Origin of the sequence: Allobosea sp. MMO-172 (assembly GCF_037147855.1) — a bacterium.
Taxonomy (GTDB): domain Bacteria; phylum Pseudomonadota; class Alphaproteobacteria; order Rhizobiales; family Beijerinckiaceae; genus Allobosea.
Window position 1 is genome coordinate 272427 of record NZ_JBBCUM010000005.1, and the last position, 18672, is coordinate 291098.

General features: G+C 67.1%; 17 protein-coding genes and 1 tRNA gene. 15 read left to right on the forward strand and 3 right to left on the reverse strand.

Annotated elements, in window-relative coordinates; genetic code table 11:
• Nucleotides 1-56: 56 nt before the first annotated feature.
• The 10 genes from WFK61_RS10400 (at nt 57) to WFK61_RS10445 (ending at nt 11396) form a co-directional block, all read left to right on the forward strand.
• Complete coding sequence (locus WFK61_RS10400; protein WP_336811450.1) at nt 57-935, forward strand: ABC transporter ATP-binding protein; 879 nt, start codon at nt 57-59, stop codon at nt 933-935.
• A complete protein-coding gene (locus WFK61_RS10405) occupies nt 932-1723 on the forward strand; it encodes an ABC transporter permease (protein WP_336811451.1) in 792 nt (263 codons plus the stop codon). The genes WFK61_RS10400 and WFK61_RS10405 overlap by 4 nt, the downstream gene beginning before the upstream one ends.
• A 74-nt stretch (nt 1724-1797) precedes the next feature.
• A complete protein-coding gene (locus WFK61_RS10410) occupies nt 1798-3162 on the forward strand; it encodes a DUF3592 domain-containing protein (protein ID WP_336811452.1) in 1365 nt (454 codons plus the stop codon).
• 106 nt (nt 3163-3268) lie between these two features.
• On the forward strand, nt 3269-4288 hold the full coding sequence (locus tag WFK61_RS10415; RefSeq protein WP_336811453.1) for an ABC transporter substrate-binding protein: 1020 nt from the start codon (nt 3269-3271) through the stop codon (nt 4286-4288).
• Between the two features lie 89 nt (nt 4289-4377).
• A complete protein-coding gene (locus WFK61_RS10420) occupies nt 4378-5457 on the forward strand; it encodes a sensor histidine kinase (RefSeq protein ID WP_336811454.1) in 1080 nt (359 codons plus the stop codon).
• 104 nt (nt 5458-5561) lie between these two features.
• Nucleotides 5562-6410 (forward strand): pyridoxal kinase PdxY, encoded by an 849-nt coding sequence (pdxY, locus tag WFK61_RS10425; RefSeq protein ID WP_336811455.1) that lies wholly within the window; start codon nt 5562-5564, stop codon nt 6408-6410.
• A 10-nt stretch (nt 6411-6420) separates the two neighbouring features.
• Nucleotides 6421-7536: an endonuclease/exonuclease/phosphatase family protein gene (locus WFK61_RS10430; RefSeq protein ID WP_336811456.1), complete on the forward strand. Its 1116-nt coding sequence runs from the start codon at nt 6421-6423 to the stop codon at nt 7534-7536.
• A gap of 4 nt (nt 7537-7540) precedes the next feature.
• Nucleotides 7541-8440 (forward strand): PhzF family phenazine biosynthesis protein, encoded by a 900-nt coding sequence (locus tag WFK61_RS10435; protein ID WP_336811458.1) that lies wholly within the window; start codon nt 7541-7543, stop codon nt 8438-8440.
• Between the two features lie 8 nt (nt 8441-8448).
• On the forward strand, nt 8449-9165 hold the full coding sequence (locus WFK61_RS10440; RefSeq protein WP_336811459.1) for an NUDIX hydrolase: 717 nt from the start codon (nt 8449-8451) through the stop codon (nt 9163-9165).
• 155 nt (nt 9166-9320) lie between these two features.
• Complete coding sequence (locus tag WFK61_RS10445; RefSeq protein ID WP_336811460.1) at nt 9321-11396, forward strand: M3 family metallopeptidase; 2076 nt, start codon at nt 9321-9323, stop codon at nt 11394-11396.
• Between the two features lie 115 nt (nt 11397-11511).
• On the opposite strand, the gene WFK61_RS10450 is transcribed toward WFK61_RS10445, so the two are convergent.
• Nucleotides 11512-11856: a hypothetical protein gene (locus tag WFK61_RS10450; protein ID WP_336811461.1), complete on the reverse strand. Its 345-nt coding sequence runs from the start codon at nt 11854-11856 to the stop codon at nt 11512-11514.
• A gap of 65 nt (nt 11857-11921) precedes the next feature.
• Nucleotides 11922-12563: a YoaK family protein gene (locus WFK61_RS10455; protein WP_336811462.1), complete on the reverse strand. Its 642-nt coding sequence runs from the start codon at nt 12561-12563 to the stop codon at nt 11922-11924.
• A gap of 412 nt (nt 12564-12975) precedes the next feature.
• Here WFK61_RS10455 and WFK61_RS10460 point away from each other — a divergent pair, with 412 nt between their 5' ends.
• The 5 genes from WFK61_RS10460 (at nt 12976) to WFK61_RS10480 (ending at nt 17272) form a co-directional block, all read left to right on the forward strand.
• The gene (locus tag WFK61_RS10460; protein ID WP_336811463.1) at nt 12976-14538 is read left to right on the forward strand and encodes a 2-isopropylmalate synthase; all 1563 of its coding nucleotides are present in this window, start codon (nt 12976-12978) and stop codon (nt 14536-14538) included.
• 332 nt (nt 14539-14870) lie between these two features.
• Nucleotides 14871-16148: a solute carrier family 23 protein gene (locus tag WFK61_RS10465; protein WP_442896282.1), complete on the forward strand. Its 1278-nt coding sequence runs from the start codon at nt 14871-14873 to the stop codon at nt 16146-16148.
• A 139-nt stretch (nt 16149-16287) separates the two neighbouring features.
• Nucleotides 16288-16363, forward strand: a tRNA-Lys gene (locus tag WFK61_RS10470).
• A 117-nt stretch (nt 16364-16480) separates the two neighbouring features.
• A complete protein-coding gene (locus WFK61_RS10475) occupies nt 16481-16939 on the forward strand; it encodes an MgtC/SapB family protein (RefSeq protein WP_336811466.1) in 459 nt (152 codons plus the stop codon).
• Between the two features lie 75 nt (nt 16940-17014).
• On the forward strand, nt 17015-17272 hold the full coding sequence (locus tag WFK61_RS10480; RefSeq protein WP_336811467.1) for a hypothetical protein: 258 nt from the start codon (nt 17015-17017) through the stop codon (nt 17270-17272).
• A gap of 6 nt (nt 17273-17278) precedes the next feature.
• Here the strand turns inward: WFK61_RS10480 and WFK61_RS10485 are convergent, their stop codons facing one another.
• Entirely contained in the window at nt 17279-18667 is a 1389-nt protein-coding gene (locus WFK61_RS10485; RefSeq protein WP_336811469.1) for a M20 family metallopeptidase, read from the reverse strand.
• Nucleotides 18668-18672: the final 5 nt, after the last annotated feature.

Consider the following 18672-nt stretch of genomic DNA (forward strand, 5'->3'; position numbering starts at 1 on the left):
CGAAAAAAGCTGACGGCCGGGCGCGAAGCCCTGAGCCCGACGGGGAAACGGATTTCATGGAGTTGCAGGACAGTCCGCATGCGCATGCGGGCACGGGGGCGGTTTCGTCGGGCGATCCGGCGGTGGCGCTCGGCGGCATCGACATCACCTTCCATCTCGCCGATGGCGGCCGCTATCAGGCGGTGAAGGGCATCGACCTTAAGGTCCATCCCGGCGAGTTCGTCTCGATCGTCGGGCCGACCGGCTGCGGCAAGTCCACGCTGCTGAACGCTGCGGCCGGCCTGCTTGCCCCTTCGGCCGGCACGGTCGGCATTTTCGGCAAGCCGCTCTCGGGGCTCAACCGGCGCGCCGGCTATCTCTTCCAGCAGGACGCCTTGATGCCGTGGAAGACGGCGCTGGAGAACGTCAAGGTCGCGCTGGAGCCGATGGGCGTTCCCGAGCGCGAGGCCGACCAGCGGGCGCGCGAATGGCTCGGCCGCGTCGGCTTGCGCACCTTCGTCGACCGCTATCCGCACATGCTCTCGGGCGGGCAGCGCAAGCGCGTCAGCCTCGCGCAGATGCTGATCCGCAATCCCGAGATCCTGCTGATGGACGAGCCCTTCGGGCCGCTCGACGCGCAGACCCGGCAGATCATGGGCAATCTCCTGCTCGACCTCTGGTCGCGCGATCGCAAGGCGCTGATGTTCGTGACCCATGATCTGGAAGAGGCGATCGCGCTCTCCGATCGGGTCGTGGTCATGTCGGCCGGGCCGGCGGCAGGGATCGTCGCCGATTACAAGGTCGATCTGCCGCGCCCGCGCGACATCGCCGATATCCGGCTGGAGAAGGCCTTCCACGAGATCCATCGCGACATCTGGGCCTCGCTGCGCGTCGAGGTGCAGAAGGCCTACGCGATGGGCGAGGGGCGCGAGCTCGTCGGGGGAGACGCCTCATGAAGCGGGTGAAGCTGCTCTCGCTCCAGATCCTGGTGATGCTGGCCTTCCTGCTGGTCTGGCATGTCGTGACGACCACGAGTCTGTTCGGCGACGTCAAGACGATGCAGTTCTTCTTCTCGACGCCGGTCGCGGTGCTGACGCGCACTTTCAAGCAGCTGACCAGCGCCGATATCTACTGGCATCTCGGCATCACGCTGACCGAGACGGTGCTGGCCTTCGTGATCGGCTCGCTCGCCGGCATCCTGTTCGGCTTCGCCTTCGCCCGGCGCGAGCTGCTCTCGGCGGTGTTCGATCCCTATATCAAGGCGGCGAACGCGCTGCCGCGCGTCGTACTGGCGCCGATCTTCGCGCTCTGGTTCGGACTGGGCATCTGGTCGAAGGTGGCGCTCGGCTTCACGCTCGTCTTCTTCATCGTGTTCTTCAACGTCTACCAGGGCGTGCGCGAGGTCTCGCCGACGATCCTGGCCAATGCGCGCATGCTCGGCATGAACGAGCGCCAGCTCTTCAAGCATGTCTACTGGCCGTCGGCCCTGACCTGGATGTTCTCCTCGCTGCACACCTCCGTCGGTTTCGCGCTGGTCGGCGCGGTCGTCGGCGAATATCTCGGTTCCTCGGCCGGGCTCGGCTACAAGATCCACGAGGCCGAGAGCGTGTTCGACGTCACCGGCGTGTTCTCCGGCATGCTGATCCTGGCGATCTTCGTCATCGCGATCGACTCGCTGGTGACGCTGATCGAGAAGCGCCTGCTGGTCTGGCGCCCGGGGCAAAGTTCGACGACGACGACCTAACGTCATCTCCGCTTGCTAGCGGAGCCGGGCAGGCTCATGCTCCGCCTCGCGATCAAGCGTGGCGGGGGCGGGTCATGGAACTCGACGTCAATGACCGCATCATCGAATCTCCCACGTCGGCGGATGTCACCGCGGCGGTCGATGGCTGTCGCGGCGAGGCCGGCTGGTTCGTCAATCTCGCGGATGACGACGGGGATGTCGAAGCCTTCGCCAAGGGCAAGGGGCGGTTTCGACTGACCTATCACGACGGCGAGAACCGTTTCGAGGCCGCCGATACGGTCGATGCGGCGGCGCTCAAGGCCGTGCTCCTGGCCTATCTGCGCGGCGAGACAGGCTGGCGCGAGGAGCGTGCCTGGCAGCGCAAGGCGTCCGGCAAGCAGGCGGCCGAGGCGCGGGGCGAGCCGCCGGTCTGGGCGATCATCGCGGTCATCGCCTCGATCGCGCTCATTTTCGTCATCTCCGAATTGCCGGACAGCTGGAAGGAGAGCCTGCCTTTCGCCAACTCGACCTTCGGCGTCGTCGGGCTGATCTTCCTGCCGATGGCGGTGATGCTCATCGCGCTGATCGTCAACGGCTTCCTCAAGGTGCGGCAAGCGAAGGGCTGGGCGCAGGCGCAGGGGCGGATCACCCGCTCGCGTATGGCGAGCCGCAGCCCGCCTGCCGGCAGCAGCATCGGAACGACCGAGAATGTGCCGGATATCGCCTTCAGCTTCTCGGTGCGCGGGCGGAACTATCAGGGCACGCGCGTCAGCCTCGGCAATATCAGCGGCCCCTTCGCCGACGAGGCACTGAAGCGTTACCCGGTCGGGGCGATGGTGACGGTCTATTACGACCCCGCCGATCCCGACAGCAATGTGCTGGAGCGTGACGCGCCGAAGGGCATCGTGAAGGGCTGCGGCGGCGTGCTGGCATTCTTCGGGGTGATCGGCGCCGGCATCTACTGGGCTTTCGCGTTCGGGCCTGCCGTCCTGCGCTCGGTGGCGCCGGATGCGGATGTGACGGTGACGCTGTTCGCAGCGGGCATCGGTCTCGCGGCGCTGGTCTTCTTCCTGGCCTATCGGCGCCGCCTCAAGCGGGCCAATGCCTGGCCTGTTGTGCCGGGCGAAATCGTCGAGAGCCGGGTCGAGGAGCGCGGCTCGCTGGATTCCGGCCCGACGCGCCGGAGCTACGTGCCGATCGTCGAGTACCGCTACGAGGTGGCTGGCCAGAGCTATGCCAGCCGGCAGGTCGCGATCGGGCTGGTCGTGTCCGGCTCCCGGGCCATCGCGGACAGAGTGGTCGGGCGCTATCCGGCCGGGGCGAAGGTCGAGGTGCATTACGATCCCGCCAACCCCTCGGAAGCGGCGCTGGAGAACCCGACGCGCGCGAGCTGGGCCCTGCTGGGGATCGCCGCAGCCTGTTTCGCGGTCGCGCTCTACACCAGCCGCATCCTGCACTGAAGCTGCCGGACCATACGCAAGGCGGGGTTGGCGGCTCGCTGGCTACTCACTACAACTGCCTGCAAGAAGGCTTTCAAAACAAAGCATCCGCAGGGAAGGAACCCCGATGAACCGCAGACATCTGATGCTGGCGGCCGGCCTCGCGCTGGCGGCCCTGACCGCTCCGGCCTACGCCCAGAATGCCGAGAAGCCGAAGCTCACGCTCGGCGTCGGCGGCAAGCAATTGCTCTATTATCTCCCGCTCACGGTCGCGGAGAAGAAGGGCTACTTCAAGGAGCAGGGGCTGGACGTCGAGATCAACGATTTCGGTGGCGGCGCCAAGTCGCTGCAGGCGCTTGTGGGTGGTTCGGTCGATGTCGTGACCGGCGCCTACGAGCACACCATCCGCATGCAGGCGAAGGGCCAGGACATCCGCGCCGTGATCGAGCTCGGGCGCTTCCCGGCGATCACCATCGCCGTGCGCAAGGACCTCGCCGACAAGGTGAAGTCCGCCGCCGACTTCAAGGGCCTCAAGATCGGCGTCACGGCGCCGGGCTCCTCGACGGCGCTGACCGCGCAATACGCCATGGTCAAGGCGGGCCTCAAGGCGACGGATGCGGCGATCATCGGCGTCGGCGCCGGTGCCAGCGCGGTCGCGGCGATCAAGCAGAAGCAGGTCGACGTGATCTCGCATCTCGACCCCGTCACCTCGAAGCTCGAGGCCGATGGTGACATCGTCTCGGTGATCGACACCCGCACCGAGGCCGGCACTAAGGCCTTGTTCGGCGGCTCGAACCCGGCGGCGGTGCTCTATCTCAAGAACGACTTCGCCGAGAAGAACCCGGTCACGACCCAGAAACTCGTCAATGCGCTGATGAAGTCGCTGAAGTGGCTTGAGACGGCGAAGCCCGAGGATGTCGCCGCGCTGGTGCCGGAAGAGTACCTGCTCGGCGACAAGGACCTCTATATCCGCGCGGTCAAGAACTCGCAGGAGGCCTATTCGCGCACAGGCATCTCGACGGCCGATGCGATGAAGAGCATGTACGACTCGCTCAAGCTGCTCGACCCCGAGCTGACCAACTCGAATGTCGACCTGTCGAAGACCTTCATCGACAGCTTCGCCAAGAAGGCTGCCTCCGGCTCCTGATTGTGGGCGCGAACGCGGCGCCTGTCTTTTGACGTCGCGCCCGTTCTGCGTTCCGTGCATGCTGCGCCGATTCGCGCTGGGGGAACAACGTGAGCGGCGAGACAGCCTTTCTGGATGGCGGTGGCGATATGGCCGCTGCCATCCGCGACTATGACTGGAACACGACCTCGCTGGGGCCGATCGCCGGCTGGCCCGCGGCGCTGAAGATCGCCGTCGGCATGATGGTCAATTCGCGCTTTCCCAAATGCATCGTCTGGGGCGCGGACCTGATCACGATCCATAACGACGCCTTTCGCCCGATCCTCGGCGACAAGCCCTGCGCGCTCGGCCGCTCCTTCCGTGACGTCTGGGCCGAGGTCTGGGACGATATCGGGCCGCTCGTGCACAAGGCGCTGGCCGGCGAGGCGACCTTCATCGAGGATTTTCCGCTCACCATCGACCGCTACGGCCATCCGGAAGAGGTCTGGTTCACCTTCTGCTACAGCCCGATTCGCGACGAGAACGGCCGGGTTCTCGGCATGATCGACACGGTGATGGAAACCACCGGCAAGATGGAGGCGGAGCGCAACGGCCGCCTGCTCAATGCCGAGCTCGCCCACCGCATGAAGAACACGCTGGCGATGATCGCGGCGATCGCCAGCCAGACCTTCCGCTCGGCCGAGACGCTGGAAGAGGCGCAGTCGATCCTCAGCGACCGCATCGCGACGCTCGGCGAGGCCCACAGCATCCTGACCCGGTCAAGCTGGAGCAGCGCGCCGATCCGGGCCGTGATCGACGGGGCGCTGGCGCCGCATCGCTCGGATATCGGCACGATCCGCGTCGAGGGGCCGCCGCTGCAGCTCGCCGCCGACCAGGCGATGACGCTGGCGCTGGCTGCCAACGAGCTGGCGACCAATGCGGTGAAATACGGCGCGCTCTCGGTCGAGGCCGGCGAGGTTTCGGTGCGCTGGAGCGTCGGGCGGCCGCAGACCGAGGACGTCTTCCGCTTCGAGTGGATCGAGAGCGGCGGGCCGCCGGTGGTCAAGCCGCGGCGGCAGGGCTTCGGCTCGCGCCTGGTGGAGCGCGTCATGGCGCAGAAATTCCAGGGCGAGGTCGCGCTGGACTATCGGCCCGAGGGCCTGCGCTATGTCCTGACCACCACGATGGCCAATATCGCGCCGCGGGAATAGCGGCTCTGCGCGAGCGATGGATCGCTTCACCGCTTTCGATTTGCGCCCCGCGTGAGAGCCGCTAGGTTCGCGGTCCCACCGCGAACGGGGTATCGCTTCGGACCATGAACATTCTCTCGATCCAGTCCCATGTCGCCTATGGCCATGTGGGCAACGCCTCCGCGACCTTTCCGATGCAGCGGCTCGGTGTCGATGTCTGGCCGATCCATACGGTGCAGTTCTCGAACCATACGGGCTATGGCAGCTGGAAGGGCCGCGTCTTCGACGGCGGGATGATCGACGAGGTGATGGACGGGATCGCCGAGCGCGGCGTGCTGGCCAACTGCGATGGCGTGATCTCCGGCTATATGGGCTCGGCCGATATCGGCCATGCCATCCTCTCGGCGGTGGAGCGGGTGCGCGCCGCCAATCCGAAGGCGATCTACTGCTGCGATCCCGTCATCGGCGATGTTGGCCGCGGCGTCTTCGTGCGGCCGGGCATCCCGGAATTCATGCGCGAGCAGGCGGTGCCGGCCGCCGATATCGTGACGCCCAACCAGTTCGAGCTGGAGCTGCTGACCGATGTCGAGATCAAGACCATCGCCGATGCGCATCGCGCCGTGGAGGCCCTGCGCGACGCCGGCCCCAAGGTCGTGATGGTGACCTCGCTCGTCACCGAGGAGACTCCCGGCGACTCGATCGATTTGATGGCTGCGGACGCCAAGGGCAGCTGGCGGGTGCGCACGCCCAAGCTCGATGTCAGCGTCAACGGCGCGGGCGATGCGATCGCGGCCCTGTTTTTCACCCACTACCTGCGCGAGGAATCGGCGGCGGCTGCGCTGTCGAAGGCGGCGTCCTCGATCTACGGCCTGCTGAAGCGGACGAAGGAGGCGGGCTCGCGCGAGATCCTGACGGTGGCGGCGCAGGACGAGTTCGTCACGCCCTCGCAGGTCTTCGAGCCGGAAGCGATCTGAGCACTCAACGATGAAGCTGCGCGTCGGCACCTTCAATGTCGAAAACCTGCTGACGCGGCATCGTTTCGAGCCGGGCGGGCGCACCGAAACGGCGGCGGCGATGTCGCTGTTCCATTTCCCGCGCGCCGACGAGCGCGACGCCGTGGAGCGTTCTCTCGCGGTCGCGCTGGAAGACGACAAGCGCCAGATGACGGCGCTCGCCATCGCCGAGGCGCAGGCCGATCTCTGGATGCTGCAGGAGGTCGATTCGCTCGCCAGCCTGCAGGCCTTCTTCGCCAATTACGTTCACCGCATCGCCGACCACCGCTACGGCCATTTCACGCTGATCGACGGCAATGACCGGCGCAACATCGATATCGGCTTCGCGGCGCGGAAGGACCTGTTCGGGCAAGGGCAGGTCACCGTGCGTTCGCACAAGGACCTGACCTTCGCCGAAGCCGGCGTGCATGACCGCGAGCTCGCCATGCTTGGCATCGGGCCGCAGGCCAAGGTCTTCGCGCGCGATTGTCTGGAGGTGGAGCTGAGCTTTCAGGGGCGCCGCCTCAGCCTGTTCGGCTGCCATCTCAAGTCGATGAACAATGGCCGCGAGGATGGGCGCACCGCGACGCTGCCGGTGCGCCGGGCCGAGGCGCGCGCCGTGCGCTGGCTGGTCCAGCAGCGCTTCGGCGGCGGCTGGCGCGAGACCAACTGGATCGTGCTCGGCGATCTCAACGGCTATCGCTACGGGCTCGGGCCGCGCGCGGAAGTAGTCGACGAGGGCGCCAGCGGGATCGAGCCGCTGCTCGACGGTTTCGCCGTCGATCCGATGGACACGCTGCCGGTGCATGAGCGCTGGACGCATTTCCGGCGCTACTGGTCCGAGAGTCAGGAGAGGCTGGTCGACAGCCATATGCCGCTCGACCATATCCTGCTCTCGCCGGCGCTGGCGGCGGCGAATCCGCGGCCGGCCATGCAGATGATCCGGCGCGGCCTGCCTTATCGCGTGCCGCTCGACCCGCGCGAGCCGGACCGCTCGATGGCGACGCTCGCGACCTGCGCGAACCGCTATCCGCGCGCCGGCTGGGACCGGCCCAAGGCCTCCGACCATTGCCCGCTCACTATCGATCTCGACATTCCCGAAGGCTGATCAGATGAAACGCCGCTTCGTTACGCTCGACGTCTTCACTACGCGCCGCCATGCCGGCAATCCGCTGGCGGTGGTGCTCCAGTCGGAGGGTCTCGACACCGAGGCGATGCAGGCGATCGCCCGGGAGTTCAATCTGTCCGAGACGGTCTTCGTCGCGCCGCCGGAGAAGCCGGAGCATCGCGCCGCGATTCGCATCTTCACGCCCGGCGGCGAGCTGCCTTTCGCCGGCCATCCGACGGTCGGCACGGCGGTCTGGCTTGCGCTGACCGACGAGGCCGAGGGCAAGCCCGCCGATATGCTGGTGCTGGAGGAGAAGGTCGGGCCGGTCTCCTGCGCCGTCTCGATCAAGGGCAGCCATGCGGGGCAAGCGACCTTTACCTTGCCGCGCCTGCCGGAGCAGCTCGCGCAGCCGGTTGCGGATGCGCAGCTGGCGGAGGCGCTCGGGCTCGATCAGGCCGATCTCGGCTTCGATGCGCATCGACCGAGCGTGTTCTCGGCCGGCGTCGCCTATACGACCGTGCCTGTCGCCAGCCGCGAAGCGGTCGCCAGGGCGAAGGTCGCCGGTGCCTTCGAGCGGGTGATGGCCGCGACGCCGAACGGCAACGCCTTCGTCTATTGCCGCGAGACGGCCGAGGTCGGGCACCACTATCACGCCCGCATGTTCTGGCCGGGATCGGGGATCGTCGAGGACCCGGCGACGGGCTCGGCGGTCGCTGCCTTCGCCGGCGCGATCATGGCCTATGACAAGCCGGCGGATGGCGACCACCGCCTCGTCATCGAGCAGGGCTACGAGATGGGCCGGCCGTCGCAGATCGCGCTGGAATTGAGCGTGCGCGGCGGCGCATTGGTTTCCGCTCGGATCGGCGGTTCGGCTGTTGTCGTGAGCGAGGGCGTGCTGCTGTGAGCGATGGCGTGGAGAACAGCACCATCATCCGGCTGTCGCGGGTCGATGCCAGGGTCGAGCCTTACGATTGGGCTTTCGCACGCGAGAACGCCGCGCTGATCGCGGCGCATTGGGCGGAGATCAGCGCCGACAAGCCGGCGATGTTCAATGGCCGCGTCATGCTGCAGCATCGCGCCGCCATCCGCGACGGCGTGTTCGAGGCCGGCTATTTCGAGACCGACTACGCCGCCTTCATGACCTGGCGCGATGTCGGCCATCCCGGCCCGATCATCCGCAACGGCTTCGCCATGGCAGCGCTGAGGGCCAATGACGGCGCCTTTCTCTGCGGCAAGATGGGCGACCACACCGCCAATGCCGGCAAGGTCTATTTCGCCGCCGGCACGCCCGACCGCGACGATGCCCGCCCCGATGGCACGCTCGACCTCGCCGGCAGCGTCACGCGCGAGCTCGGTGAGGAGACCGGTTTGCGCGTCGAGGAGCTTCAGGTGGGGGGGGGCTGGACGGCGCTGATCGAGCAGGGCCGCATCGCTTTCATGCGCGAGGTCAGGATCGACCTGCCGGCTGAGGAGGCGCGCGCGCTGATGCTGGAGCGGATGAAGGACCTCGAAGAGGAGGAACTCTCCGACATCGTCATCGTGCGCGACCTGGCCGAGACCGAAAAGCACGACATGCCGCCCTTCATGCGCCGCTATCTCGCACATATCTTCGAGGCGGACCGATCCTGACCCTCGCGGTCATCCCGGACAAGCCGCGTCAGCGGCGCCGATCCGGGATCCATTCCTGAACCGTTCCGGAATGGATCCCGGGTCTTCGCTTCGCCGCGCCCGGGATGACACGTGCTTGTTTTGACTGACGCCGCAGTGCTGAAAGGCCGATAATCATGACCGCCTATCCCGAAGCCCTGCCGCTGCCGGCCGAAAACCCCTTCGCGACGCGCTGGGAGACGCCGTTCCGCCTGCCGCCTTTCGCGGCGATCAAGCCGGAGCATATCCGGCTGGCTTTCGATGCGGCACTGGCCAAGCACAAGGCCGAGATCGCAGCGATCGTGGCCGATAAGGCCGCGCCCGATTTCGCCAACACGATCGAGGCGCTGGAGCGAGCCGGGCGCGCGCTCAGCCGCGTCGGCGGGGTGTTCTATAATCTGACCGGCGCCGATACGAACGAGGCCTTGCAGGCGATCGAGCGCGAATTGTCGCCGATCACCTCGCGGCACTGGTCGGCGATCATGATGGACGAGGGGCTTTTCGCCCGCGTCGACGCCGTCAATGCCAAGCGGGATGCGCTCGGCCTGAACCCGGAGCAGGCGCGCCTGCTGGAGCGCAGCTACAAGGGCTTCATCCGCTCGGGCGCGAAGCTGAACGCAGAGGACAAGAAGCGCCTCGCCGCGATCAACGAGCGGCTGGCGGGGCTCGGCACGCAGTTCAGTCAGAACGTGCTGAAGGACGAATCCTCCTATGCGCTGTTCATCGAGGACGAAGCGGGTTTGGCCGGCCTGCCGGAATTCGTGAAGGCGGCGATGGCGCGCGCTGCCGCCGACCGCGGGAAGCCTGGCCAGCATGCGGTGACGCTGTCACGCTCGATCATCGAGCCTTTCCTGACCTTCTCGACCCGTCGCGACCTGCGCGAGGAGGCCTTCATCGCCTGGAGCAAGCGCGGCGAGAATGGCGGCGAGAGCGACAATCGCGCCATCGTCGCCGAGATGGTGAAGCTGCGTGCCGAGAAGGCAAAGCTCCTGGGCTATCCGACCTTCGCGCATTTCAAGCTCGACGACGCCATGGCGAAGACGCCGGAGCATGTGCGCGGGCTATTGGAACTGGTCTGGAAGCCGGCCAAGGCACGCGCGGCGCGCGAGGCCGCCGATCTCGCCGCGCTGGCTCAGAGCGAAGGCGAGAACGGCCCGATCCGCCCCTGGGACTGGCGCCACTACGCCGAGAAGGTCCGGCAGAAGACCTATGCGCTCGATGAGGCCGTGCTGAAGCAGTATCTGCAACTCGACCGCGTCCGGCAGGCGGCCTTCGACGTCGCCGGCAAGCTGTTCGGGCTGTCCTTCGCGGAGCGGCCGGAACTTCCCGGCTATCACCCGGACGTGCGCATCTTCGAGGTGACGGAGACCGCGAGCGGGCGCCATATCGGCCTGTTCGTCGGCGATTATTTCGCCCGTGCCTCGAAGCGTTCCGGCGCCTGGATGAGCGCCTTCCGCGGGCAGCGCAAGCTCGATGGCGAGACCCGGCCTATCATCGTCAACGTCTGCAATTTCGCGAAGCCGGCCGAGGGCAAGCCGGCGCTGCTCTCGCTCGACGATGCGCGCACGCTGTTCCACGAGTTCGGCCATGCGCTGCACGGGCTTCTCTCGGACGTGACCTATGGCTCGCTCGCCGGCACGTCGGTGGCGCGCGATTTCGTCGAACTGCCCTCGCAGCTCTACGAGCACTGGTTCCTGACCCGGGAGGTGATGCGCGAATACTGCCGCCATGCCGAGATCGGCGAGCCGATCCCCGAGGCACTGATCGAGAAGATCGAGAAGGCCCAGACCTTCAACCAGGGCTTCGCCACGGTGGAATACACCTCTTCGGCGCTGGTCGATCTGGCCTTCCATTCGCTGGAGGCGCCGGCAGAGGTCGATCCGCTCGCCTTCGAGGCGGCGGAATTGGCCCGTCTCGGCATGCCCGCCGAGATCACGATGCGGCACCGCACGCCGCATTTCACCCATGTCTTCTCGGGCGACGGCTATTCGGCCGGCTATTACAGCTATCTCTGGTCGGAAGTGATGGACGCCGACGCCTTCAACGCCTTCACCGAGACGGGCGATGTGTTTTCGCCGGCCGTCGCGGAAAAATTGAAGCGCTACATCTATGCGGCCGGCGACACGCGCGATGCGGCCGAGGCGTATACGCTGTTCCGCGGGCGGTTGCCCACGCCGGATGCCTTGCTGGAGAAGCGGGGGCTGGCGGCGTAATCGTCAGACTGCGTCATGGTCGGGCTTGTCCCGACCATCCACGTCTTCGTTGGTGCAGGGCTGTGTTCAAGACGTGGATGCTCGCCACAAGGGCGAGCATGACGACGGAGTGGGCTCAGCCCGGATAACCGAACTTGGCCTTGGTCGCGCGGATCTGGCCGGTCGCGCCGGCATCATTGCCGGCGGCGCAGGCCGAGCGGGCACGCGAAATCTCGCCGCTGACCCGGTCATGCACGCCCTTGGTGGTGTGGCCGGTCGCGAGGTCGTTGTCGATCACGGCCTGGAAGCGCTCGACTTCGCCGGAGCAGCCCGAACCCGAGGGCATGCGGAAGGTGTTCGGCGTGACGCCCGGCGCGGCCTGCGATGGTGGCGGGGCCGGAGGCGGGCCGCCGGAGGGCGTCTGGCAGGCGGAGAGCAGGAGCGCGGCGAAGGCCGGGACAAGGATGGTTGAGGCGCGCATCGGGAAGGCTCCGGCTGGTTTGCGCGGGAGCATGACCGATTCCTCCGACGCGGCAAAGCGGTCCGTCAGTCGCGCTCCGGCATGAAGAGCGCCACGAAGGTGAAGAGGGCGGCAGCGCCAGCGGCCAGCCAGATCGCATCGAGCCCGATGCGGCCATGCGCGACGGCGCCTGCGATCGCGCCGCTGAGCAGGCCGAGCCAGAGCACGAAATGGCGCAGGAAGGCGAGCTTCGGCCCGCCGAGCAGGGCGCCGGCGATGCGCTGGCCCATCTTCACCAGCGTGCCGGTCATATAGGTCAGGCCGATCGTGACCTCGCCGTCGCGCTGGAAGACGCTGTTCTCGGCGCCCATCGCCACGGCCAGCAGGCCGGCTCCGGCGATGCCGAGGCCGATCGAGTCGAGACCGGCCGAGAGCAGCAGGGCGAGGGTGACGAAGGCGAGCACGGCCGCCTTGCGCTGGCGCCCGGCGAAATGGCCGGCAAGCGAGCCGCCGACGACGCCGAGCACGAAGAGCCCGAGGATCATGGCGGCAAGCAGGATGCCGCCGGCATGCCGGCCGGCCAGCTCGATGGCGAAGCGGGTGGTGTTCCCGCTCATGAAGGAGACGAAGAAGCCGCCGAGGCTGAGGAAGCCGAGTGCGTCGACGAAACCCGCGAGGCCCGACAGGCAGAAGGCGAGCCCGATGACAGGCCGGTCATAGCGCATCATGGCGTGGCGCTCCGACATTCTGGCCAGCCCCCGATGGCGCGCGACCGCCGGCCGAATCGCGCTGCACCATCCTAATTCACAGGGGTCGTCTGTTCTTAATTCAAATCGGCATGCGACATATGCTTGCGCTTCGCCCCCGGCTTCGGTTACATCCTGTCCCGTCGATTTGAGGAACGCCCGTGGTTTCGACCGCCCGCCATGACCTGACGAAGGACTGCGCCGCTGCGCAGGTCGTCGGCATGCGCGCCTGCGCTCCGTTCTCGCTTCTTGGCCTTCTTCTCCTTAGCCGCCCCTGAGGGCCGGCCGGGCATGCTGCCTGGGCGCTCAGGGGACTGACGAGAACCGCCGACAGAAAACCCAGCGCCCGCCTTTTCCAGAATTCCGCGGCGCGCCGACACCCGGAAGCAGAACCATGACCAACCCGACCCAGACCGGCTCCGCAAAAGACCGCGTCCTGATCTTCGACACCACCTTGCGCGACGGCGAGCAGTGCCCCGGCGCTACCATGACCTTCGAGGAGAAGCTGGAGATCGCCGATGCGCTCGATGCGATGGGCGTCGACATCATCGAAGCCGGTTTTCCGATCGCCTCGGATGGCGATTTCGAGGCGGTATCCGAGATCGCCCGCCGCCTGAAGCGCGCGACCGTCGCGGGGCTGGCCCGCGCCACCAGCGCCGATATCGCCCGCGCCGGCGAGGCCGTGCGCCATGCGGTGAAGCCGCGCATCCACACCTTCGTCTCGACCTCGCCGATCCATCTGGAGCACCAGATGCGCAAGACGCAGGAGCAGGTGCTGGACATCATCACCGCGACCGTGACGCAGGCGCGCAATCTGGTCGAGGATGTCGAGTGGTCGGCGATGGACGCGACCCGCACCCCGATCGACTATCTCTGCCGCACGGTCGAGGCGGCGATCCGGGCCGGTGCGACCACGATCAACCTGCCCGATACCGTCGGTTACGCCACGCCGGATGAGTACCGCGCCATGTTCAAGGCGGTGCGCGAGCGCGTGCCGAACGCCGACAAGGCGATCTTCTCGGCACATTGCCATAACGACCTGGGCCTGGCCGTCGCCAATTCGCTGGCAGCGATCGAGGGCGGCGTCCGGCAGGTCGAGTGCACGGTCAACGGCATCGGCGAGCGCGCCGGCAATGCCGCGCTGGAAGAGATCGTGATGGCGCTGCGCGTGCGTGGCGACGTGTTGCCCTACGATACCGGCATCGACGCGACGCAGTTGATGCGCATCTCCAAGGCCGTCTCGACCGCCTGCTCCTTCCCGGTGCAGTACAACAAGGCGATCGTCGGCCGGAACGCCTTCGCGCATGAGAGCGGCATCCACCAGGACGGCATGCTGAAGAACAACACCACCTACGAGATCATGACGCCGGAATCGGTCGGCGTGACCAAGACCTCGCTGGTGATGGGCAAGCATTCCGGCCGCGCCGCCTTCCGCTCGAAGCTGAAGGAGATGGGCTACGAGCTGGGCGACAACCAGCTGGAGGACGCCTTCACCCGCTTCAAGGCGCTGGCCGACCGCAAGAAGCATGTCTACGACGAGGATATCGAGGCGCTGGTCGACGAGAACATCGCGACCGCCCATGACCGCATCAAGCTGGAATCGCTGACGGTGATCGCCGGCACGCGCGGCCCGCAGCGCGCCACCATGAAGCTCGATGTCGACGGCAAGCATGTCACCGAGGAGGTCGAGGGCAACGGGCCGATCGACGCGATCTTCAACGCGATCAAGGCCATCGTGCCGCATGAGGTGACGCTGGAGCTCTACGACGTCCATGCCGTGACCGAGGGCACGGATGCGCAGGCCGAGGTGACGGTGCGGCTCTCGCGCGACGGCTCGTCGGTGACCGGCCGCGGCGCCGATCCGGACACGCTGGTCGCCTCGACCAAGGCCTATCTCGCCGCGCTGAACAAGCTGATCGCGCGGGGCGGCCGCCTGCACGCGCAGGCGGCGGAGTAGGCGAGGGCAGCACCATCGCGGAAGCACCTTGGAACAAGGGTGTCATCCCGTGCGCGCTGCAGCGTGAAACGCTGCGGCGCAGCCACGGGACCGCGTGACAACTAGGGCGCGCTTCCTCACGGCTCCGCAAGGGCGCCTCTTCCTGAGAACGGTCCCGTGTCTGCGCAGCGGCATTCCATGCCGCAGCGCGCACGGGATGACAGCGCTCTCCCACACGCTGACCGCTACTGCGATTCCGGTGGATGACGCCGCGGCGATCTGGCGCCGGCTCGCTTTTTGCTTTCATCTGCGCTTCCGGTGCGGTCGCTCCCCCGGCGACCCTGGGGAGCGCGATGCCGATGGGCTATTTTCCGAACTGGACACTGAAAACCTCCGGCGCCGTGCTGCCGGATGAGCGGCTGCCGACCGGGCAGACCGTGATCGCCGGCCTGCAGCATGTCGTCGCCATGTTCGGCTCGACCGTGCTGGCGCCGGTGCTGATGGGCTTCGACCCGAATGTCGCGATCTTCTTTTCGGGTATCGCGACGCTGCTGTTCTTCGTGATCACGCGCGGGCAATTGCCGAGCTATCTCGGCTCCTCCTTCGCTTTCATCGGCGTCGTCATCGCCGCGACCGGCTATGCCGGCTCCGGCCCCAACCCGAATATCGGCGTGGCGCTCGGCGGCATCATCGCCTGCGGCGCGGTCTATGCCGTGATCGGCCTGATCGTGCAGGGCGTCGGCACGGCCTGGATCGAGAAGCTGCTGCCTCCGGTCGTCACGGGTGCCGTCGTCGCCGCGATCGGCCTCAACCTGACCTCCGTCGCGATCAGCATGATCTCGGCCAGCCCCTACACCAAGTGGATCGCGCTGTTCACGGTTGTCTCGGTCGCGCTCGTCGCGGTCTATGGGCGCGGCCTGCCGCAGCGCCTGCCGGTGCTGATCGGCGGGCTTGCCGCCTATGTCCTCTATGCGCTGACGGCGTCGAGCTTCGGTGCGCCGACGATCGATTTCGGCAAGATCGGCGCCGCTGCCTGGTTCGGCCTGCCGCAATTCGTGGCGCCGGTCTTCGACATGAAGGCGATCACGCTGATCGTGCCGGTCGCGATCATCCTCGTCGCGGAGAATCTCGGCCATATCAAAGGCATCTCGGTGATGACCGGGCGCAATTTCGACCATCTGATCGGCCGCGGCTTCTTCGCCGACGGTCTCGGCACCATGATCGCCGGCTCCGGCGGCGGCACGGGCGTCACCACCTACGCCGAGAACATGGGCGTGATGGCGGTGACGCGGGTCTATTCGACGCTGGTCTTCGTCGCGGCCGGCATCATCGCGCTGCTGCTCGGCTTCTCGCCGAAGTTCGGCGCGGTGATCGGCACGATCCCCGTCGCGGTGCTCGGCGGCCTCGCGGTCGTGGTTTTCGGCCTGATCGCCGCGACCGCCGGCCGGATCTGGGTCGAGAACAAGGTCGACTTCTCCGAGCCGAAGAATCTGATCACGGTGGCGACCGCGCTGATTCTCGGCGCCGGTGACCTGAAGCTGCCGATCTTCGGCTATGAGCTCGGCGGAATCGGTACCGCGACCTTCGGCGCGATCGTGCTCTATCACCTGCTGAACCGCCGTACGGCCTGATAATCCACAGCGCGGCGAAGCCTTTTTCGCCGCGTTTGAAAAAACTGTCACAGATGGGTGGACAGGGGGCGGGGCCTTTGCTACACGCCCCCTGCCTGACGCGGCCGACGCCGCTGACCGGCGACGCTTCGTGGCGTATGGGTGATTAGCTCAGTTGGTAGAGCAGCTGACTCTTAATCAGCGGGTCGTAGGTTCGAGCCCTACATCACCCACCACGACCTCACATTCCTGACATCGCTGAACAGGTCTTTCGCGGAAGCGGCGGCTTAATGCCGTTGCCGGCTTGAGGCGTGCTATCGTCCGCCTGGAACGGCGTTGGAGCGAGCGGCATCGTGGACGAACTCGAACTGGTGCTCCGGCTTCTGGCTGGCCTCGTGGCTGGCGTGGCCGTCGGCTGGCAGCGGACGCTCCAGCGCAAGAGCGCCGGCCTCAGGACCTTCGGGCTGGTCGGGCTCGGCACGGCTGCCGCCGCGAGCCTGTTCAGCGAGACCCTGCATCCCGATGCGGCGAGCCGCGTCGTGCAGGGTGTATTGACCGGTGTCGGCTTTTTGGGTGCGGGCCTGATCATCCGCCGTGATGGCGACCTCGTGCCCCATGGCCTGACGACGGCGGCGGCGATCTGGGTGACGGCTGCGCTGGGTTGTTCGGCGGGCCTGGGCAAATGGCCGGTGACGCTGGCGGCCACGGTTCTGGCGCTTGTCCTGCTATTTCTCGATCATTCGCTGGAAGGCTGGTTGCAGCGCCGCCATCCGCTGCCGGGCGACGAAGGCTCGTCCCGACCGCCGGACTGAGCAGCGGTGCTTCCCTAAGTGGAGAGGGAGCCTTTCTATGGCTCGGGCGTTCCTGTCCGAAAGGACAGGTTTCGCATGATGCAATTGGATCAAGGCCTTGTGGCCGCTCCCGGCAACACGCCGGCTATTCCTAATCCGCCGCCCGAGGCGCCGCCGCTGACGCCGGGCGAGGTTCCGCCGGCCCCACCGGTCGAATCACCGCCGGATGCCGAGCCTCAGGGCATTCCGACCGAGCCGCCGCCGGAACTGCCGCCGAACGCGCCGCCGGAGGCTCCCCCGGCGACGCCGATCGACCTGCCGCCGGGACGCGATCCGCGCCAGCCGCAGGAATAGCCCGGATCAGACCTTGGGCGCGTTGCCGGCGCCGATATCCCAATAGAGCCCGGCCATGGCGACAAGGCCCTCGCGGGCGATGGCCGCCGGCAGGTGCTCGTCCGGCGCGTGCTGCGAGCAGCCCGGATAGGAATGCGGTACCCAGATCGTGCGCAGCTTCAGAATCTCCGCGAAGATGTCGTTCGGCAGCGAGCCGCCGAGATTGGGCAGCAGTGCCGGCTTCTTGCCGGTGCTCTCAGCGATCGAATCGATGGTGAAGCGGACCCAGGCATCGTCGGGGTCGAGCCGCGTCGCGCCGAAGCGCTCGGTGCCGGGCATGACGATCTCGACCATGTCGAAGCCGTGGCGGTCGAGATGACGGCGCAGCGCCGGGGCGACATCGCGCGGATCGATGCCGACGACGAAACGCAGCGCCACGCGCGCCCAGGCGCTGGGCGGCACGGCGTTGACGGGCGTCTCGGGCACGCCGGACTTCATCGCGAGAACGTCGAAAGAGCACCAGCCGAAAACCTGCTCGGCCGGGGAAAGGCCGGGCTCGCCCCAGTTCGGATCGATGGTCGGGCCGTCCGGGCCGCCGTCGATCTCGCAATCGGCGAGCGCGCGGCGCACGCCGTCGGGCAATTCCTTCGGCACCCATTCATGGATGCGGATCTGGCCGGTGGGCGAGGTGATCGAGGCGATGGCATGGGCAAGCTGGATCGCCGGATCGGAGAGGATGCCGCCCCAGTTGCCGGAATGATGGCCGCCGTCGCGTGCCGTGATCTGCAGGTCGAAGGTGATGACGCCGCGCGCGCCCAAAAAGACGGTGGGGCGCTCGGCATTGAGGCGCGGGCCGTCCGAGGCGATCAGGATATCGGCCTTGAGCAGTTCGGCCTCGTCCTCGCAGAGCTCGCGCAGGCCCGGCGAGCCGGATTCCTCGCCCATCTCGATCAGGTACTTGGCGTTGAAGCCGAGCTTGCCGCGCGTCTCCAGCACGGCGCGCAGGCCGTTGATGTTGATGAGGTGCTGGCCCTTGTTGTCGACGACGCCGCGGCCATACCAGCGGCCGTCCCGCTCGACGAGCTTCCAGGGCGAGAGGCCCTCGCTCCATTGCGCATCGAGGCCGCGGATCACGTCGCCATGGCCGTAGCCGATGATGGTCGGCAGGGCGGGGTCCTCGATGCGCTCGGCATAAAGAAAGGGGCCGCGCGCCTTGGCATGGGTCAGGATGCGGCAGGTGAAGCCGAGCGATTCGAGCAGCGGCTGCATCTCCTTATCGAGATACTCGCCGAGCACGGGGGCACGGTCGGGATTCTGGCTTTCGGTGGGGATCGCGACGAGCCGGCCGAGATCGTCCTTCATCCGGCCTGAGTCGAAATAATCCTGGGCTTTCGCGATCGCCTGCGCGCGGGTCATGGTCT